This window comes from Tenacibaculum sp. AWR4_210 (genome assembly GCF_056160945.1).
This window is the reverse complement of the sequence record NZ_JBSWYF010000011.1, coordinates 73,572-92,413: the sequence shown is the minus strand read 5'-3', so window position 1 is coordinate 92,413 and position 18,842 is coordinate 73,572. Positions and strand designations below refer to the sequence as shown.

17 protein-coding genes are annotated in these 18,842 nt (G+C 35.1%); 12 read left to right on the top strand and 5 right to left on the bottom strand.

Annotated features, from left to right (window positions below):
• The 12 genes from ACXAG7_RS17520 (at position 1) to rfbB (ending at position 12,412) form a co-directional block, all read left to right on the top strand.
• Complete coding sequence (locus tag ACXAG7_RS17520) at positions 1-1,224, top strand: ANL family adenylate-forming protein (protein ID WP_476667631.1); 1,224 nt, start codon at positions 1-3, stop codon at positions 1,222-1,224.
• A gap of 1 nt (position 1,225) precedes the next feature.
• On the top strand, positions 1,226-1,954 hold the full coding sequence (locus ACXAG7_RS17515) for an SDR family NAD(P)-dependent oxidoreductase (RefSeq protein ID WP_476667630.1): 729 nt from the start codon (positions 1,226-1,228) through the stop codon (positions 1,952-1,954).
• 26 nt (positions 1,955-1,980) lie between these two features.
• On the top strand, positions 1,981-3,471 hold the full coding sequence (locus tag ACXAG7_RS17510; protein ID WP_476667629.1) for an oligosaccharide flippase family protein: 1,491 nt from the start codon (positions 1,981-1,983) through the stop codon (positions 3,469-3,471).
• Positions 3,472-3,473: 2 nt separating this feature from the next.
• Positions 3,474-4,595 (top strand): glycosyltransferase family 2 protein, encoded by a 1,122-nt coding sequence (locus ACXAG7_RS17505; RefSeq protein WP_476667628.1) that lies wholly within the window; start codon positions 3,474-3,476, stop codon positions 4,593-4,595.
• Positions 4,596-5,660, top strand: a complete 1,065-nt coding sequence (locus ACXAG7_RS17500) for an EpsG family protein (protein WP_476667627.1) — start codon at positions 4,596-4,598, stop codon at positions 5,658-5,660.
• On the top strand, positions 5,660-6,610 hold the full coding sequence (locus tag ACXAG7_RS17495) for a glycosyltransferase family 2 protein (RefSeq protein WP_476667626.1): 951 nt from the start codon (positions 5,660-5,662) through the stop codon (positions 6,608-6,610). Before ACXAG7_RS17500 ends, ACXAG7_RS17495 begins: the two co-directional genes overlap by 1 nt.
• Before the next feature lie 6 nt (positions 6,611-6,616).
• Entirely contained in the window at positions 6,617-7,879 is a 1,263-nt protein-coding gene (locus tag ACXAG7_RS17490) for a TolB-like translocation protein (RefSeq protein ID WP_476667625.1), read from the top strand.
• Complete coding sequence (locus ACXAG7_RS17485) at positions 7,872-8,660, top strand: glycosyltransferase (protein WP_476667624.1); 789 nt, start codon at positions 7,872-7,874, stop codon at positions 8,658-8,660. The genes ACXAG7_RS17490 and ACXAG7_RS17485 overlap by 8 nt, the downstream gene beginning before the upstream one ends.
• A gap of 6 nt (positions 8,661-8,666) precedes the next feature.
• On the top strand, positions 8,667-9,251 hold the full coding sequence (locus ACXAG7_RS17480; protein WP_476667623.1) for a sugar transferase: 585 nt from the start codon (positions 8,667-8,669) through the stop codon (positions 9,249-9,251).
• A 4-nt stretch (positions 9,252-9,255) separates the two neighbouring features.
• Positions 9,256-10,389 (top strand): DegT/DnrJ/EryC1/StrS family aminotransferase, encoded by a 1,134-nt coding sequence (locus ACXAG7_RS17475; protein WP_476667622.1) that lies wholly within the window; start codon positions 9,256-9,258, stop codon positions 10,387-10,389.
• Between the two features lie 85 nt (positions 10,390-10,474).
• The gene (gene rfbA, locus ACXAG7_RS17470; RefSeq protein WP_476667621.1) at positions 10,475-11,359 is read left to right on the top strand and encodes a glucose-1-phosphate thymidylyltransferase RfbA; all 885 of its coding nucleotides are present in this window, start codon (positions 10,475-10,477) and stop codon (positions 11,357-11,359) included.
• Positions 11,360-11,362: 3 nt separating this feature from the next.
• Entirely contained in the window at positions 11,363-12,412 is a 1,050-nt protein-coding gene (gene rfbB / locus ACXAG7_RS17465) for a dTDP-glucose 4,6-dehydratase (protein ID WP_476667620.1), read from the top strand.
• Between the two features lie 69 nt (positions 12,413-12,481).
• Here the strand turns inward: rfbB and ACXAG7_RS17460 are convergent, their stop codons facing one another.
• The 5 genes from ACXAG7_RS17460 to porV form a co-directional block, all read right to left on the bottom strand.
• On the bottom strand, positions 12,482-14,350 hold the full coding sequence (locus ACXAG7_RS17460) for a LysM peptidoglycan-binding domain-containing protein (protein WP_476667619.1): 1,869 nt from the start codon (positions 14,348-14,350) through the stop codon (positions 12,482-12,484).
• Between the two features lie 40 nt (positions 14,351-14,390).
• On the bottom strand, positions 14,391-15,926 hold the full coding sequence (guaA, locus tag ACXAG7_RS17455) for a glutamine-hydrolyzing GMP synthase (RefSeq protein WP_408045239.1): 1,536 nt from the start codon (positions 15,924-15,926) through the stop codon (positions 14,391-14,393).
• Between the two features lie 58 nt (positions 15,927-15,984).
• Positions 15,985-17,049 carry a 3-oxoacyl-ACP synthase III family protein gene (locus tag ACXAG7_RS17450; protein ID WP_476667618.1) on the bottom strand — a complete coding sequence of 355 codons (1,065 nt, stop codon included), beginning with the start codon at positions 17,047-17,049 and terminating at the stop codon, positions 15,985-15,987.
• A 113-nt stretch (positions 17,050-17,162) separates the two neighbouring features.
• Positions 17,163-17,645 carry a cytidine deaminase gene (gene cdd / locus ACXAG7_RS17445; protein WP_408045189.1) on the bottom strand — a complete coding sequence of 161 codons (483 nt, stop codon included), beginning with the start codon at positions 17,643-17,645 and terminating at the stop codon, positions 17,163-17,165.
• 75 nt (positions 17,646-17,720) lie between these two features.
• Positions 17,721-18,797, bottom strand: coding sequence for a type IX secretion system outer membrane channel protein PorV (porV, locus tag ACXAG7_RS17440; protein ID WP_408045188.1), 1,077 nt, complete (start codon positions 18,795-18,797; stop codon positions 17,721-17,723).
• Between the last annotated feature and the right edge of the window lie 45 nt (positions 18,798-18,842).

Genomic DNA, 18,842 nt, shown 5'->3' with positions numbered 1-18,842 from the left:
ATGTCAAGTTTTTATTTGGATAATTTTCATGATTTTCGAGTTGACTATGAGGATTTGGTAAAAGATGTAAATCTAGCACAAGATTTGCCATTGTATCTGAAATCGGAAAGCTATTATGATATTTTCAAAACGATTATAATTTCTTTAGTTCATGATATAGAAATTTGTCTTCTCGATTCTGATTTCTCAGAAGATGAAATTAGTAAGTTGGTTGGGGAAGTAGACATATCGAAGGTTGTTCCTGTTCAACGTTGTTCTTTTGAAAGTTTTTCGGAAATTTTGATTAGAATTAAAGAAACAAAATTGTGGAAACTTACTTTGTTTACTTCAGGAACGACAGGACTACCCAAAAAAGTTAGTCACAGTTTTGAGAGTTTAACGAGAGGTTGTAGAGTGTCAGAAAAACATGAAAATGATGTTTGGGGTTATGCATTTAATCCAACTCATATCGCTGGTATTCAGGTGTTTTTTCAAGCATTGCTCAATCAAAATACGCTCGTAAGATTATTCGAATTAAGTAAGGAGCAAGTTCTGAATAGTATTCAAACACATGAGATAACTCATATATCTGCAACTCCTACCTTTTTAAGATTATTATCACCGACAAATTCAGAATTTTTGACCGTCAGCAGAATCACATCCGGAGGAGAGAAGTTCGATTTGAATCTTAAAACAAGTTTAAAAGAGCTTTTTCCCAATGCAAAACTCCTAAATATATACGCGTCAACAGAAGCAGGGAATATTTTAGTGTCTGATGGTGAGTGTTTTATAGTAGGTGATAAAGATCGTTCTTTAGTGAAAATTCTGGATAACGAGTTATTTTTAAAAGGAGATTTGTTAGGTGAAGGTGTTGAAGAAAAACTGATAGATGGATGGTACCCAACAGGAGACATAGTTGAAATAGTTGATGAAGGTTCTCCAATGAGGATAAGATTTGTCTCTCGAAAAAATGAGATGATTAATGTTGGAGGTTATAAAGTGAATCCATCAGAAGTAGAACAAGCTTTGAGTAGTTATCCCAAAATCACCGACTCCATTGTATACGGAAAAAGTAATTCGGTTTTGGGTAATATTCTCTGTGCAGATGTAATATGTAAAGAAGAGTTAGTTATTTCTGAATTAAGAGAATTTTTATTAAAAAAATTACAAGGATTTAAAATTCCAAGAAAAATTAGAGTCGTAGATAGTATTGAGAAAACCCGTTCAGGAAAAAAGAAGAGATAGAATGAAAAAAAATATTTTAGTAACAGGAGCCTCTAAAGGACTCGGATTGTGTATAACAAAAGACTTATTAGCTAAAGGATATTGTGTTTATGCTGTTAATAGAAGTTTAAGTCCTGAATTAGAACTCTTGAAGGATCAATTCTTAGATGATTTAAAAATACTGCAGTATGATTTATCCAATCCAGAAGATATACGAGATGTAGTTTTTAAGTCTTTTATAGGACTTACTACTCCTTTACATGGCTATGTTAACAATGCAGCAATGGCGTACGATGACATAATCACTAATATGAGTCTCGAAAGCTTGGATAAAATGTACAAGGTTAACGTTTATTCTCCGTTAATATTGACGAAATATGTTATTCGACAAATGTTATTAAACAGGATAAAAGGGAGTATCGTTCACCTTTCTTCTATAAGTGTTCATACCGGATATAAAGGGTTAGCGATGTATGCCTCTACTAAAGGTGCCCTAGAAGCATTCTCAAAGAATTTGGCTAGAGAATGGGGAGAAAGAGGAATTAGATCTAATGCCCTAGTGGCAGGATTTATGGAGACAAATATGTCTAGTACCTTGAGTGCTGATCAAAAGAATAGAATCTATAAAAGAACTAGTTTGAAAATTCCTACATCTGTTGAATCTGTCGCGGAAACTGTTGAATTTTTGCTTTCCGATAAAGCTATTTCGATTACCGGACAAAATATTCATGTGGATTCTGGGACCATTTAGTTTAGTCAAAATAAAAAGAAATAGACTTGAGTAGTACAAAGGAGGGATATAAAGGAATTTTTAAATCGACATTTCTTTTTGGTGGAGTACAAGTTGTTAATGTTCTGATTAAGATTGTTTTAAATAAGTTAGTAGCAGTTTTTTTAGGACCGAGTGGTATTGGAATGATAGGGATGTATCAATCAGCTATCAATACCTTGAAGACTTTTGGTGACGTGGGTGTTTCTCAGAGTAGTGTAAAGGATATTTCCGAGTTAAACGGAAAACCAGAACTATCGAAAAAGGTTCAAATTGTTAATAGATTAGGAACTTATACAGGAATTTTTGGGTTATTGTTGACCGTGTTTTTAGCTCCTAAGTTAAGCTTTTGGATATTTAATGATACGGAGCATACCCATGAGTTCTTAGTGGTGTCTATCACGGTGTTTTTTTATATTCTAGGTGAGATTCAGTTATCAATTCTAAAAGGTTTAAGGCATTTACATGCTTTGGCGAAATCGAGTATCCTATCAACCTTGATAGGGTGTTTTTTTGCAGCAATAGTCTATTATTACTTTAAACATCAGGGGATTGTTTTTGCATTGCTATTTGTGAGCCTGTTTTATTTTCTTGTTCCAAAGTTGTTTGTGTATAATTTGAAAATAAAGAAGGTGGTTGTTTCCGCGAAAACCGTTTGGAATGATAGCAGGTTAATGTTAAAGATGGGGGCCACAATAATGATAACTTCATTTTTAGCATTTTTTGTTGAATTTTTATTAAAATCCTATATATTAAAACATTCTACAATTGAAATTGTAGGAATGTTTCAAGTAGGTAGCACTATTTTAACAGGGTATTTTGGTATTGTCATAACAGCATTGATCACGGATTATTACCCTAGAATATCTGCAATAAATCAAGACGATTTATTGCTTGAGAAGGAGTTAAATCGCCAAATTAAAGTTGGTTTTTTAATGTTGGGACCATTGGTTGTTTGTTTCTTGTTATGCTCTAATTTTTTTTTAGAACTATTTTACTCTAAAAAATTTATTTTAGCAAATGATTTCATTATTTATGCTATTTACGGGGTGCTTTTTACTATAGCATCAAATCCAATGGATATGATTCTGGTTGCAAAATCAAAAGCAAAATTGTTTTTAATAGTTTCTTTGATTTATAGATTTATTCACCTGATCGTTTTTATTGTTGGATTTAATTTATGGGGGCTAAAAGGATTGGGTATAGCGCATACATTTTTGATACTTATTCATTTTGGGATTATGTATCTCATAAACTTGAATTTATTCAATATAAAACTACACAGAAAAACGATGAGTTTTATTGGATTAGTATTGTTGTATACTTTTCTAGCAGCTCTTATAGTTGAGTATTCGATGATATTTTGGATAAAACTAATTTTGGCTTTAATACTCGTGTTTGTTAGTTTGTTTACTACGACATATTTAATGAAAGTTGAAATGGGGATAGATGTCTTTAAGTTTATAAATGGAAAACTATCAAAATTTAAAAAGAATTAAACATGAAAATAGAGGAGAACCCGCTATTGAGTATATGTATTCCTACTAGGAATAGACAAAAGTATTGTAAAGAGGCAATTAAAACAATTCTTGCCAATTCATATGAAAATTTTGAACTAGTAATTCAAGATAATTCTGATGATGATTCATTGCAAGAGTTTGTCTTGAGTCTAAACGATTCTAGATTAAAATATTTTTATATAGGATCACCATTATCTTCTATTGAAAACATCAATTTATCCGCAGAGAGAACAATTGGCGAGTATATCTGTATGATAGGAGATGATGATTCAGTTTTACCGTTTTTATTTGAAATGGTTGAGTACGCTAAGCAAAAGCATATTGAATCGATTTGTACTACTTGTCTTCCTGCCTATATTTGGCCCAATGGAGATAATAATGGTACGTTAAGGGTATCGAGATTTAAAAATACATCTAAGATAACAAGTATTGATGTTCCAAAAACCATATCAAAGTTGTTTAACTATGGGATAATCGATTATCAACAGTATTATTTGCCAAGGTTATATCACGGAATTATTCACCGATCGTTGTTAGAAAAGGTGAAGGAAAAAATAGGGGTGTATTTTGGTGGACTGTCACCAGATATTTATTCTACAATATCATTAGCTTCTTTAGTGAAAAACCACGTAATTATCAATTTACCCATATCCATTGCAGGAGCATGCCCTCAAAGTACTACTTCTCAGAATCAACAAGGGGGACATAGGGGGAAGTTATCAGATGCTCCTCATTTAAAGTACAAACAAGATTATCAATGGCATTACAAAATACCTGAGTTCTATAGTGTAGAAACTATTTGGGGGGAGAGCGGAATGAAAGCTGCTATGGATTTTGGATTAGATAAAGAGATGGACTCTTTTGATATAAATTATTTCATTTTTGTTTCGTTGTTAAATAATCGATCTATTAAAAATATCATATTAAAAGAAAGTTTTAGAAAAGTTAAAAAATCACATTTTTATTTTGGACTGGCCATTAGTCTATGTAAATTTTGTTTCAAATTGGTACAAAGAGCAGTAAATAAGTTTGTATTCAAAAAAGATGAGTATTATAAAAATGTTAACAATATCGATGAGGCCATCAGTATTTTAGTAAAATAAATGGAAGCATATTTTTATCTACTTGGATTATTATTTATTCTTACCGGGTTAGGAGTAACGGGAAAACATAATTATTTTTATGAGCTTTTAATTTCTTGTTTATTTATCGGATTCTCTGGATTGAGGTATAAGGTAGGAATTGATTATGAATCCTACGAAAGAATTTTTCACTTAGTTGAAAATAGTGATTTTGATATATTATTTTTGAAAGAACTAGGCTTTGTGTTTTTAATTAAAGGTATTGTTTTTATCGGGGGAACTTCTCAGTTGATGTTTTTATTTTGTTCGGTATTCTACCAAATATATATTTATAAGTTCGTAAAGTATTTTAAGGCTAACTTTTATTTAGCGATGCTTATATTTTTATGTATTAGTCCCTATTATTTCGCTTCTTTTAATGGTTTAAGACAATCGATTGCAATTGCTGTTTTTGCATACAGTTTAAAATATGTTATCGAAAGAAATTTTAGGAAGTATCTATTACTTTTAGTAGCTACCGGATTTATGGCACATGCATCGGCATTTTTTTTAATACCCTTTTATTTTATTCTTGGAAAGAATATCGGTTTTAAGAAAAAAATTTTACTTATCACAACATCTGTAGCTTTTGGATTACTGATACCTAAATTACTAAGTTTCACCCCGTATGCACATTATTTGAATAGAAGTCGAGAATATGATGTCCAAGCCAGTCTTGCAATATTTTTATTTTTTGTATTGTCATTGTGTATTATACTTTTTGAAAGGAAAATAAATTTACCAGAAAAATATAGGTCTCTATTGCTTAATATGAATCTATTTTCATTTATTTTCATAGCTTTAGCTTTACTCCATGGAGAAGGAACGTTTTATATGTTATTTACGAGAATAAATAACTACTTTTTTGTTATCCATTTAATATTAATCCCATTAATTTTGGCAAGTTTTAAGAGTGTTGAGTTGAAACGATTTGTTTTTTTGTTGTTGACAATATTGATAGTCGGATATTATTGGAGAACTATTTATTTAAATGGAGAGAGGTATTTTTTGGTACCTTATCAGTATAACTTAGAATTGTTTAATTGATGAAAAAAAATATACTAGGAATAGTTGTTATAGGAAAAAACGAAGAGAAGGTTTTAGAGGAAACTTTTTTATCTGTCAAAAAATCTGTTAAAGTATTTAAAAAGAACTTTAACGAAGAGGTCAAACTGGTATATGTAGATAGTGACTCAGAGGATAATTCACTAAATATCGCAAGGAAGCATAATGTAGAGTTTATACAATTAACAGGAAAATGTAGTCCAGGAATTGCCAGAAATGCTGGGGTAGAGTTGTTGGATACAGAATATGTGTTTTTTTTAGATGGAGATACACAGGTGGACGAAAATTGGTTGGTTACCGCATTAAAATATTTAAAAACAAATCCTTGCGTGGTAGGAGTTGGTGGTGAATTGATTTTTAATGTAATTGACAAAGAAGGTCAAGTAACCTGGATGAACTCTAATTATTGGGGGGTAAAACGAGAAGAAGAGAATATTTATGATGGGGTTGGAGGAACTTTTATTTATAAGAGAAAACAGTTTTTATTAGCAGGAGGATTTTCAGATAAGTACAGAATAGGTGAGGAATTTGATTTGATGTTAAGAGTATTGGCATTAGGTTATGATGTTAAGAGAATTAACACTACCATGGCTATCCACAAGGATTATAAAACAAAAAAAGTTTCTTTCGTTAAAAGATATCTGCTAACGAGAAATATTTTTATACCAGGAATGGTAATAGCAAATTCACCGTTAACTAGGAGAACAATTAAGGTCGTAATTATGAGGTATTGGCTTCATTTTATTCAGCTGCCATTATTGTTGAGTGTATTGATATATTTTGATTTGAACGTTACTTCAGTAATTTTTGGTGTATTGTTTTTGTTTAATCTTATCTACAAAAAATTTGATTTTAAAAGAGCTATTATTTCAATGGTTACGATGAATTTTTATTCGTTTGGAATATATTTTGGATTGTTAAAAAGAAAATAATTTTTTATGTCTAGTAATTATAATTTTATTGAAAAAGGAATAGCAAGATTGTTATCTTCTAACCCAGACTTTAAAGTATGGGTTAAAAGGAAATATCAAGAGTTGAACTATTTAATCTATAGAAAGGACTATAGTTTTAAGAGTGATTTTAAACTTAATAAGATTAGCTATAATGAAGAAGAGTCTTTTTTTGGATATTATGATAAAACGCCAATTAATAGATTAAATAGTCATGTTATTTTTCAGTCTTCATCGTTTTCGACAAAGGAAGTTCCGAACCCAATGAAAGAAATAAATATTGTTGTTTGGTCAATTTTGGATAATTCGTATAAAATCGTCGATTCAATTAATTCTTATAATTGGCAACAAGGATGTAAATTAATGTGGATTTCAGATCATGAATTTATTTATAACTATTACGATGATAAAAGAAAGGATTATGGAGCAAAAATTTATAATATTGAATCTTCTGAATTAAAGATTTTTAATAGACCAATTTATGATTCAACCAGAGATTATGCATTGAGTTTGAATTTTGAAAGATTAAATATTGCTAGGGGAGATTATGCTTATTTTAACAAGAAGAGCTTAATCGATTGGAAAGATAACGGTAATGATGGAATTTATATCCTTGACCTATCCACTGGTAAATCTGAACTTTCAATTAGCTTATCAAGTATTATTAAATCAAATTTCAAAAATTCTATGACTGATGCTCGTCATAAGTTTAATCATATAATGATATCACCAGATGGGACAAAGTTTATGTTCATGCATAGATGGTTTACCCCTAATGGTCAAAGATTCGATACTTTGTATGTGAGTTCTAAAAACGGCGATACTATTACTAAGTTATCAGATGATGGTATGGTTAGTCATTGTTGTTGGAAGGATAATGATACTATTATTGCTTATTTGAGAGATGAAAATTTAGGTGATAAGTTTTTTGTTTTAGATGTAAAGTCAAGAATTAAGTCGATTTTGGGAGAAGGAAAGTTAGATCAATATGGAGATGGGCATCCTAGTTATTACGAGGATAAAGTTTTATTTGATACCTACCCTAACAAATCTAGAATGAAAGAGTTGTTTATCTATCATCTAGATAAAAATAAATTGGAAAAAATTGGGGAGTTTTATGAGTCATTAGACTATTATGGAGAGACTAGATGTGATTTGCATCCTAGGTTTAGTTCAAATGGAGAGATGGTATTTTTTGATTCTGTACATGAAGGAGTTCGTAATTTATATATGATAAAATTAAATGACTAAGTTAGCTGTAGTTTTGCCTACTTATAAAGGAGATAATTTAGAACTCCTAAAATTGGCTGTTGATAGTATTTTGAATCAAAGCTTTAGAGATTTTTGGTTGATTTTGGTCCTTGATGGACCTTTAAATAGTAATCAAGAAGATTTTCTCAAAACAATCCATGACAAAAGAGTTGAAGTAATAAGATTAGAAAAGAATGTGGGGTTGCCTACGGCATTAAATAAAGGAGTAAAAAGGGCACTCGATTTAAAGGTTGAATTTGTCGCGAGAATGGATGCTGATGATATATCCTATTTATATAGATTTGAGAAACAAATTAGTTATTTGAAAGATTATACAGATGTTGACATACTCGGTTCTGAAGCTGATCTTATAGATAATGATTCAAAGCTTATAGGGTATAAAAAGGTGATGCCTAATGTAGATTTTAGATCCTTATTAGAAAATTGTGAATTGATTCATCCTAGTGTTATGTTTAGAGCAACTGTCTTCAGTAAAATTGGGTTTTATGATGAAATGTTACAAAAAAGTCAGGACTATGAATTGTGGTTACGAGCTGCTAATCAAAATATTAAAATTAGGAATATCAAAAAACCGTTGTTGCAGTTTAGATATGAAGATAAAATTATTGATAGAAGGAAGAAAGAACAAAAATTTAATATTTTAATCAAGAAGAAATATGTCTCTGGATTAAGTTTTTATCGATATTCTCTGAGGCACTTTATTATCATGTATTTGCCCGAAAATATCCTTAAAATTTTGTTGTTGTTTAAAATTCGTTAATAAGTTATGAAGTTGGTTTTTGATAAGGTTTTTGCTTTGTTTGGATTGGTAATCCTTTTTCCTTTTTTACTAGTTGTATACATCCTTATTAGGGTTAAAATGCCTGATGGGGGTGCTATATTCACCCAAAAAAGAGTGGGCTTACATGGCAAGTTATTTGTTCTATATAAGTTTAGGACAATGATCTCATCGCATACAGGAAGTTCTGTTTCAGTTGCAGGAGAGAAGAGAATTACAAAATTGGGTGCCGCGTTAAGGAAGTATAAAATAGATGAGTTACCAGCACTATGGAATGTGTTAAAAGGAGATATGAGTTTTGTGGGGCCTAGACCTGATGTTCCTGGTTATGCTGATAAACTCAAAGGTGAAGATAGGTTAATTTTGAAATTGAAGCCTGGAATTACTGGGCCAGCAAGCTTAAAATTTTCCAATGAAGAAGAGCTTCTGGCAAATGAAAAGGACCCTAAAAAATATAACGATGAAGTTATTTATCCTGAAAAGGTTAGAATTAATCTAGATTATTATTATAATCGAAGTTTTATAGGTGATATAAACCTAATTTTAAAAACCGTTTTTCGAAGAAATTATTAGTAAAATGAAAGAAAAAATATGGTTATCCTCACCTCATATGGGAGGAGGTGAACAAAAATATGTACAAGAAGCTTTTGAAACTAATTGGGTAGCACCTTTGGGACCTAATGTCGCTGGATTTGAAAAGGATCTAGAAAATTATGTTGGAGAGGGGAAAAAGGTAGCTTGTTTGGTTTCTGGTACTTCTGCAATTCACTTAGCGTTAATACTCGCAAATGTAGGAGTAGGAGATGAGGTAATTTGTCAGAGCATGACGTTTTCAGCTTCTGCAAATCCAATACGATATCAAGGAGCAATTCCGGTATTTATCGATAGCGAACGAGACACTTGGAACTTGTGTCCTGAAGCATTGGAAATAGCAATTCAAGACAGAATAAAAAAAGGGAAGAAACCTAAAGCTATTATTGCAGTGCATTTGTACGGAATGCCAGCAAAACTTTCCGAAATTGTTTCGATAGCTAAAAAATACGAAATAGTACTTATTGAAGATGCCGCAGAGGCACTTGGTTCTAGATTTGATAACCAAAGTTGTGGAACTTTTGGAGATTTCGGAATACTGTCATTCAATGGAAATAAAATAATCACGACTTCTGGAGGAGGTGCTTTGGTTTGCAATCAGGAAGAGGATAAGAAAAAGGCAGTTTTTTTGGCAACTCAGGCAAGAGATGCTGCACCACATTATCAACATAGTCATATCGGATATAATTACCGTATGAGTAATATATCGGCTGGAATTGGTAGAGGACAAATGGAAGTATTGGATAAGCATGTTGGATTTCGTAGAGATAATCATAGGTTTTATCACGATTTGTTTGAAAATGTGTCAGGAGTTACTATTTTAAAAGAACCTAATGAACGTTATCATTCCAATCATTGGTTATCTGCAATAGTAGTAGATGAAACGTTAGCCGGTTTTTCGAGAGAAACACTTCGATTGGCATTGGAGGAAGAAAACATCGAATCGAGACCGCTTTGGAAACCTATGCATTTACAACCCATCTTTGAGGAATATCCATACTATGGAGATCGGGTTGCGGAATCGTTGTTCGATCATGGACTTTGTTTACCGTCAGGGTCTAATTTGACTGATGATGACAGATTGCGAATTAAAAACGCAATACTCAAATTGATAAAATAATTATAAAAAGCTCAGATATCTCTGAGCTTTTTTGTTTTCATATCTCAGAATGGATACCTTAGCTTAGAATTTAGTAGTAGTCCCAATGAAAGGAATTATTTTAGCAGGAGGTGCAGGAACTCGATTGTATCCCATTACGAGGGCCGTATCTAAACAGCTCTTACCAATTTATGACAAACCGATGATTTACTATCCATTGTCGGTATTAATGCTGGCGGGTATTCGTGAAATTCTCATTATTTCGACACCTCACGACCTGCCAAACTTTGAACAGTTGTTGGGAGATGGCCAAGAGTTAGGAGTTTCTTTGAGCTATGAACAACAGCCTTCACCCGATGGTTTGGCCCAAGCTTTTATAATCGGGAAGGAGTTTATTGGGAGCGATGACGTGTGTTTGATCTTAGGAGATAACATCTTCTATGGGCACGGATTGCCTGAAATGTTAAATGCAGCCGTGACTATGGTAACGCAACAAAAAAAGGCGACTATTTTTGGGTATTATGTAAAAGACCCACAACGGTATGGTGTCGTGAGTTTTGACGAAGAAGGAACCGCTAAATCTATCGTAGAAAAACCTGTGGTACCGGCGTCAAATTACGCGGTGGTAGGCTTGTATTTCTATCCGAATTCAGTAGTGGATATTGCGGAAAAAGTAGTGCCTTCAGCACGTGGAGAATTAGAAATAACAAGTGTTAATCAAGCCTATTTAGAAGCTTCAAACTTGAAAGTTTCCTTGATGGGTAGAGGCTTTGCTTGGCTCGATACAGGAACTCATGATTCGTTGATGGAAGCAGGCCAGTTTATTGAAACCATAGAAAAACGCCAAGGTCTGAAAGTTGCGTGTATTGAAGAAATTGCTTACTACATGAAGTATATAGATTTGGCCCAATTGGAAAAACTGGCAAAACCACTCGCAAAAAGTGATTACGGGCAGTATTTAATGAATATAGTAGCAGCAAATAAGAAATAATAGATGAAGCGAATTTTGGTGACCGGTGGTGCTGGTTTTATAGGATCTCATGTAATCAAATTATTGGTAGAGAAGTACCCAAACTATCAACTAGTAAATCTTGATAGTTTGAGTTATGCAGGAAATTTAAACAATCTAACAAGTGTGCAAGCGGCACCCAATTACAGCTTTGTAAAGGGAGATATTTGTGATGCGTCATTAGTTAAGAAGTTGTTTAAAGAGCATCGGTTTGATACGGTAGTGCATTTGGCAGCGGAATCTCATGTGGACAGGTCTATCGAAGATCCTTTGCATTTCGCACGTACAAATGTCATGGGAACTTTGACCTTATTGCAAGAAGCTCGTTTGGCTTGGGAAGGTGATTTCTCAGGTAAGTTATTCTACCATATTTCAACGGATGAAGTGTTTGGTAGCCTAAGTCACGAAGGGTATTTTGATGAATCAACAGCCTACGATCCACATTCTCCATATTCAGCATCTAAGGCTTCGTCAGATCATTTTGTAAGAGCGTTTTACGATACCTATCAATTACCGATCGTAATTTCTAATTGTTCTAATAATTACGGGCCGAATCAGTTTCCTGAAAAGCTAATTCCACTGTGTATTAATAATATCTGTAATGGAAAACCACTGCCGATTTACGGCGATGGAAGTAATGTGCGAGATTGGTTGTATGTAGAAGACCACGCTCGAGCAATCGATGTTGTGTTGCACAGAGGGAAAATCGGGGAAACCTACGCTATCGGAGGAGATAATGAGTACAGTAATTTAGCACTCGTAAAGTTATTGATTGAGGTGACAGATGCTTTGCTCGGAAACCCCATTGGTCATTCGGAGTCCTTGATACAATTTGTTACAGATAGAAAAGGTCACGATTACCGTTATGCCATAGATGCCTCGAAGATAAAAAGAGAGTTGAATTGGAGTCCTAGTTTGGATTTTGAACAAGGTCTAAGGGCAACAGTACAATGGTACCTGGAACACCCAGAGTGGGTGAAAGCCGTAGTTTCTGGAGCATATCAGGATTACTACGATAAAATGTATAAGCGCTAAAGAAAGCATATAAAAAAACCTCGAAGAAGAATGTTGTTCGAGGTTTTTTTATACGGTTTAGCAAGAAGCTTACTTTAGTCGTTTTAAGCTCAAGTCTCTATTGTATTGAACGATAAACAAACCGTGGTTACTGGTGGTTCCAAATAACTTTTTACGGTAGTCGAATTTGTTTTCCAAACGGAAGGAGATTCCTTCTTTAAAAGTAGCTGATAAACTATTTCCTGATGCCAAACGCATCAGTGTGTCATAGGTAATATCAAATCCTTTGATGGCATAGTCAGAAGGAAGTGCGTTGTTTTTCGCTTGGTATTTTTTATTAAAATTCAGAATTTCTTGTGAGGCTTCATCAGCGTATTGTGCCGTCACATAAGTAAAGTTGATGTTGGCGAGCTTGTTGTTATCAATGCTGTTATACGCCTTGTTCTTTTCTACAGCAAACACTTGCACCTCCATATCGTCTGGAAGCCCAATCATGCTGTTTAAAGCATCAGCAACGGCAACCTTATCATTAGATACTATTACGACCCAGTTTTTTGTACCCGCTTTCATCTTATTAGTAAAACGCTCTTTTTTAATGTATCCGTCCTTTGGGTACAAGCTGTGTATTGCACGGATAGAATCGTGCTGTTTGAGGTTTTGGTGTAAGAGTTGGATGGTCTTTTTAGAATCTGCTTGCGAATCGCCGACTAGAAAAATAGTCTCTCCGTGATAATTAGCCTTCATATAGTTACTTAGGTAATTCGCGTAATCTTCTTTTTCAGGAGCTACTTTTATTATTTTACCTCCCGAAAGCTTGTGTTGCTTATTTGAATAGTGCGGGAATATCACAGGTGCATTCACGTGTTTGCTTACCGCAGTTACTTTATCGGAATAAAATGGACCGATAACAACATCGGCGTTGTCGAGTTCGTCGTTGTCGATGATCGCCTCGATATTTTTACCGCGATTCCCCGTATCGAATACTTGGGTATTGATGTTAATACCTTGTTTTTTTAACGAGTCAATAGCCATAGTAGCCCCTAAGTAAAAATCGGTCACCATATTCCCCAATTTGTTATTGGTAAATATCTTTTTGGCACTTAAAGTATCGTAGGCTTGTGATTTGAACGGTAGTAAAATTGCCAAGTTGATTTCTGTGTCAAGTTGGATACTATCTCTGTAAAATTTGATATCCTCAATAGTTTTCGCTTCCTCAATAGGTTTAATTTTTAGTAATTGACCTATTGCCAAAGCGTTGTCTTTAAGCTCAGGGTATTCAGGATTGAGCTGCAACAAGTCTTCCTTGGTAATATTATAGCGTCTGGTGATACTAAATACCGTTTCTTTACTCTGAACGGTATGGGTAAGGTATTGCTCTAAAACGGTTTCTTTATCAAGGGTAATGGTCTCTTCGATAGCCTTGACTTTTAATACCTGTCCAATACTTAATACGTTGTTTTGAATTCCAGGGAATTCTGGGTTTAACGCGATGAGTTCTTCCTTAGTAATCCCGTAATTTTTAGTGATGCGATATACGGTTTCACCTGGTTTTACTTCGTGTGTTTCGTATTTGGTAACGACCTTAGTTTGATAACTAACTTCGGCTCCTTCTGAAGTTTCGGAATTACTCGTAGTACTGCTTTCTTCACTGTTTTTAGTACCAGTGGGTTCTGATGGAGTTTCATCAACGACTGCGTAGGTATCAGAGGAGTTAGAAGCAGAAGAATTACCCTTTTTAATCTTAGGGTTAGGAATGACAATGACCGTATTAGGAGATGGATTTTGACCGACATCCGGATTCAATCGCATTAAATCTTCGCGATTAATTTCGAGGCGTTTGGCTACATCTTCCATAGTTTCGCCCTCTTGAATTTTATAGGAAACAAATCGCTTTTGTTGACCACAAGAGATGGTGAAGGTCAATATTCCTGATAAAATTAAAAATTGTAACTTCTTCATTTACTTCTAAAACTTTACTTAATTCTTTGTATATGTAACGTTATTCCCACTCAATTGTTGCAGGTGGTTTAGAGCTGATATCGTAAACGACTCTGTTCACTCCTTTTACGTTATTGATAATTTTATTCGATGTTTTTTGTAAAAACTCATATGGCAAGTTCACCCAATCAGCAGTCATACCGTCGGTACTTTCTACCGCGCGGAGTGCAACTACTTTTTCATAGGTACGTTCGTCACCCATAACTCCAACAGAGTTTACAGGGAGTAGAATAGCTCCTGCTTGCCATACTTTATCGTACAGTCCGTCTTCTTTGAGTCCGTTGATAAAAATGGCATCAACTTCTTGTAAGATACGTACTTTTTCAGCGGTAATATCTCCCAAGATACGAATTGCTAATCCAGGTCCTGGAAAAGGATGTCTTCCTAATAGTTCCTTGTCGATCCCCATTGAAGCTCCAACTCTTCGTACCTCGTCTTTAAAAATCATGCGGAGAGGCTCAACTACTTTTAACTTCATGAAATCAGGAAGTCCCCCTACGTTGTGATGACTTTTAATGGTTGCCGAAGGTCCTCCGTTTACAGATACAGACTCGATTACATCTGGGTAAATAGTCCCTTGTCCTAACCACTTAGCATCTTCAATTTGGTGTGCTTCGTCATCAAAGACATCGATGAATACTTTTCCGATGGCTTTTCGTTTAGCTTCGGGGTCTGATAAACCGGCAAGCTCGTTTAAAAAGCGTTCTGAGGCATCCACTCCTTTTACGTTGAGTCCCATACCTTCGTATTGGTCGAGAACGGCGGTAAATTCATTTTTCCTCAAAAGGCCATTGTTCACAAAAATACAGTGCAGGTTGCTACCTATAGCTTTGTGAAGTAAGACAGCTGCTACCGTAGAGTCTACACCTCCTGATAAACCGAGAACTACTTTATCATTACCAATTTTAGCTTTTAAGGCCGCAACGGTTTCGTCAACAAAAGAATCTGGGGTCCAGTTTTGGGCCACACCAGCGATGCGTACTAAAAAGTTTTCTAACAGGCGTTTTCCGTCAGTAGAATGGTATACTTCAGGGTGGAATTGAATGGCATAGGTAGTTTCTCCTTCAATTTTGTATGCGGCGTTAATTACGTCGTGAGTGCTCGCCAGTAAAACTCCATTAGTAGGAAGGTCTTTGATGGTATCAGAATGGCTCATCCATACTTGACTTCCTTCTTGAATGGCGTCAAAGAATACCTCGTCCTCTTTGATAAACGACAAATTCGCTCTTCCGTATTCTCTGGTATTTGATGGGGCCACTAGACCACCTGAGAAATGAGCTAAATATTGAGCGCCATAACAAACGGCTAATAGCGGTTTTTTTCCGCGAATCTCTGACAAGTCAGGGTGAGGTGCTTCGTCTGAACGAACAGAAGAAGGACTTCCTGATAAAATCACGGCTTTAAAATCGTCTAAGTTAGCGGGAATTTTGTTGAAGGGGTGTATCTCACAATAAATGTTGAGTTCCCTTACACGGCGCGCAATTAACTGGGTATATTGCGATCCGAAATCTAATATAAGTACATTGTGTTGTTGCATCCGCAAAAATAATATTTCCATTTTAGATTTGCGTGCTACCGACTCATTTTTTTTCCTACTAATATTGGTATACGATGGCGTTGATGTTCATTCCTGCTCCGACAGAGGCAAGCATGATAACATCACCTGGTTGTACTTCTTGATCGTCAATTTGACCTCTGAGGACTAAATCTAATAAAGTGGGTACCGTGGCAACACTACTATTCCCGAGTTTGTAGATACTCATAGGCATGATATTCTCTGGTACGGCCATTTTGTACAGGCGATAAAATCGCTTTACTATAGCTTCGTCCATTTTTTCATTGGCTTGGTGAATAAAGATTTTTTTGAGGTCGGTGATAGGGATATTACTTTCATCCAGGGCTGATTTCATGGCTTGAGGTACTCTGGTCAGCGCGAACTCGTATATTTTTCGGCCAAACATTTTGATATAGCGTATAGAAGGATCGTCAGTAGGATTGTAAGAACTACCATAGAATAGGTGATAGGCTTCGTCTTTGGCAAAAGTTTGGCTGGCATGGCTTAGGATCCCAGCGCTGCCGTGTTCTTTCTTTTCTACGATACAAGCTCCTGCACCGTCACCGTAAATCATAGAGTCGCGATCGTACTTGTCAATTACTCTCGACAGTGTTTCGGCTCCGATTACCAGCGCTCTTTTGGCGATGCCCGCTTTGATAAATGCTTGGGCTTGAATAACGCCTTGTACCCAACCAGGACATCCGAATAAAATGTCATAGGCAATGCAGTTTGGATTCTGAATTTGTAATAGGTGCTTTACCCGTGATGCTAAGCTCGGGAGTAAATCGCTTTGTACGGTTTGGTGTTTTACATCTCCGAAATTATGAGCAAAGATGATATAATCGATGGTTTCTGGATCAATATTGGCGGTTTCGATAGCCTTTTGAGCGGCAAAAAATCCGAGATCAGAAGTGTTATAAGTCTGTTCCGCATAGCGTCGGGCTTTGATTCCAGTAATATCTTTAAATTTTTCAATGATAATGGGGTTGGAATCGTTGATACTAGACCCGTCAGGAAGTAGGAAATGTTCGTTGTTAAATTGTTCGTTCTTTTTCGTAATAGTTGGAATATAGGTTCCTGTTCCTGTAATAACGGCCTTCATCATTGTACTCGAGTTTACTTGTAAACGTACAAGGACGACAAATTATTTAAGAATAAAAATTAAATTTTAAAAAGAATGGCCATTTTTATGAATATCACAAAAATGGCCATTTATATTTACAGATATGAACTGTCAAATGAAAACGGTAGTAGGGAGAGTAAGGACTCTGTTTTTACAATTTTTCCTACTTCGCCCATGAACAAAACTTCGATGGGTTGTTTTTGATTGATTTCGTATTCCGATAAGGTTTGTCGGCAGGCTCCACAGGGACCTACGGGCTTGTCAACGGTACTCGTGTTAGAAGCCGCGGAAATCGCGATTTTCTTTACGACCATATTCGGATACGTAGAACCTGCTTTCCAGATAGCTACTCGTTCGGCACACATTCCTGAAGGGTAGGCGGCATTTTCCTGATTGTTCCCGCTTACAATTTCTCCAGTTTCCAAAAGAATTGCCGCTCCAACTTGAAAATTAGAATACGGAGCATAGGCCTTGGCTCTAGCTTCAATTGCTGCGTTCATTAGAGTTTGATCACTTTCTGGCATTTGTGAAAGCTCGTCAAAAATTAGTGCTGAGGTAGCAATGTCTATTTTTTTCATAAAGTATAAAGTCGAAAAAAGCCGTCATTTCAGACAGCTTTTATATTTGGTACGAAGTTACTAAAAAAAATTATATTAATAGTCGTCGTAAATTTGTCCTAAATCAAATGATAAAGAGAAACGCAAAGTGTTCTCTAATGGGTTGTTAACATCTGAGGTATTCATCAAGTACGATAAGTCTAAAGAGAATGAACGTGCTTTGAAACCTGCCCCCATTGTAAAATACTGACGGTTTCCTTTATTTTCACTTTCGTGGAAATACCCCGCTCGTAAGGCAAAGGCTTTGTTGTACAAGTACTCAGCTCCAAGTGCCCAAGTAACTTCTTGTAATTCTTCACTAAAACTACGGTCTCCTAAAGAAGTAAACATTCCATCAAACCAACCACGAGTTGAATTTGGGCTAGAAGGCACTAATAACTTAGTGAATTCTACATTTAATCCTAATAAGTTATAGTCGTCGAAGATAAAGTCAAATCCACCTCCTAATTTTAAGTTGGTAGGAATAAAGCTTTCTGTATTCGGAGTGTAGCTTACTTTTGGTCCGATGTTAGCTACATTAATACCTAAACGGTAACGACCGTTAAAGGTTCCGTAGTTTTCTTCCTCAGAACGATAGTAGGCTGATACATCTACAGCAAATGAGTTTACAGCATCTAAATTATTAGACACATCTAGGTTAGAGTTGATGTATTTTAAACCAACTCCCATAGAAAAGGTTTCACTTAACTTTAAAGAGTAAATACCTGTAATCGCTAATTCGTTCGGATTGATACTTCCATTAGAGGTTCCCGCATTGTCGCGTAAATCAATTTTCCCAAGTGAGAAATATTTGATGTCTACCCCCCAAGCGGCATTCTCTTTAAATCGGTGAACATACGACAGGTTCCCAGCAAAGATATCGTCTGTTAAATTACGAAGCCATGGCGTGTAATTAAGTCCGATACTGATTTCATTTTCATTAAAGGCAGACTTGGCCGCGTTGTGGAAAATTGAAAAAGCATCCGAAGAAGTAGCAACTCCAATATCTCCCATACCTCCTGCACGTGCATCGGAAGTGATTAATAAAAACGGGGTAGCCGTTGTAATACCTTGCTGAGCTTGCATTTTTATGCATCCAGCAATACATAGTAGAAGGATTGTTAATTTTTTCATTGATGATCTGATTGTTGATGTTGCAAATATATAATTTTACTCATT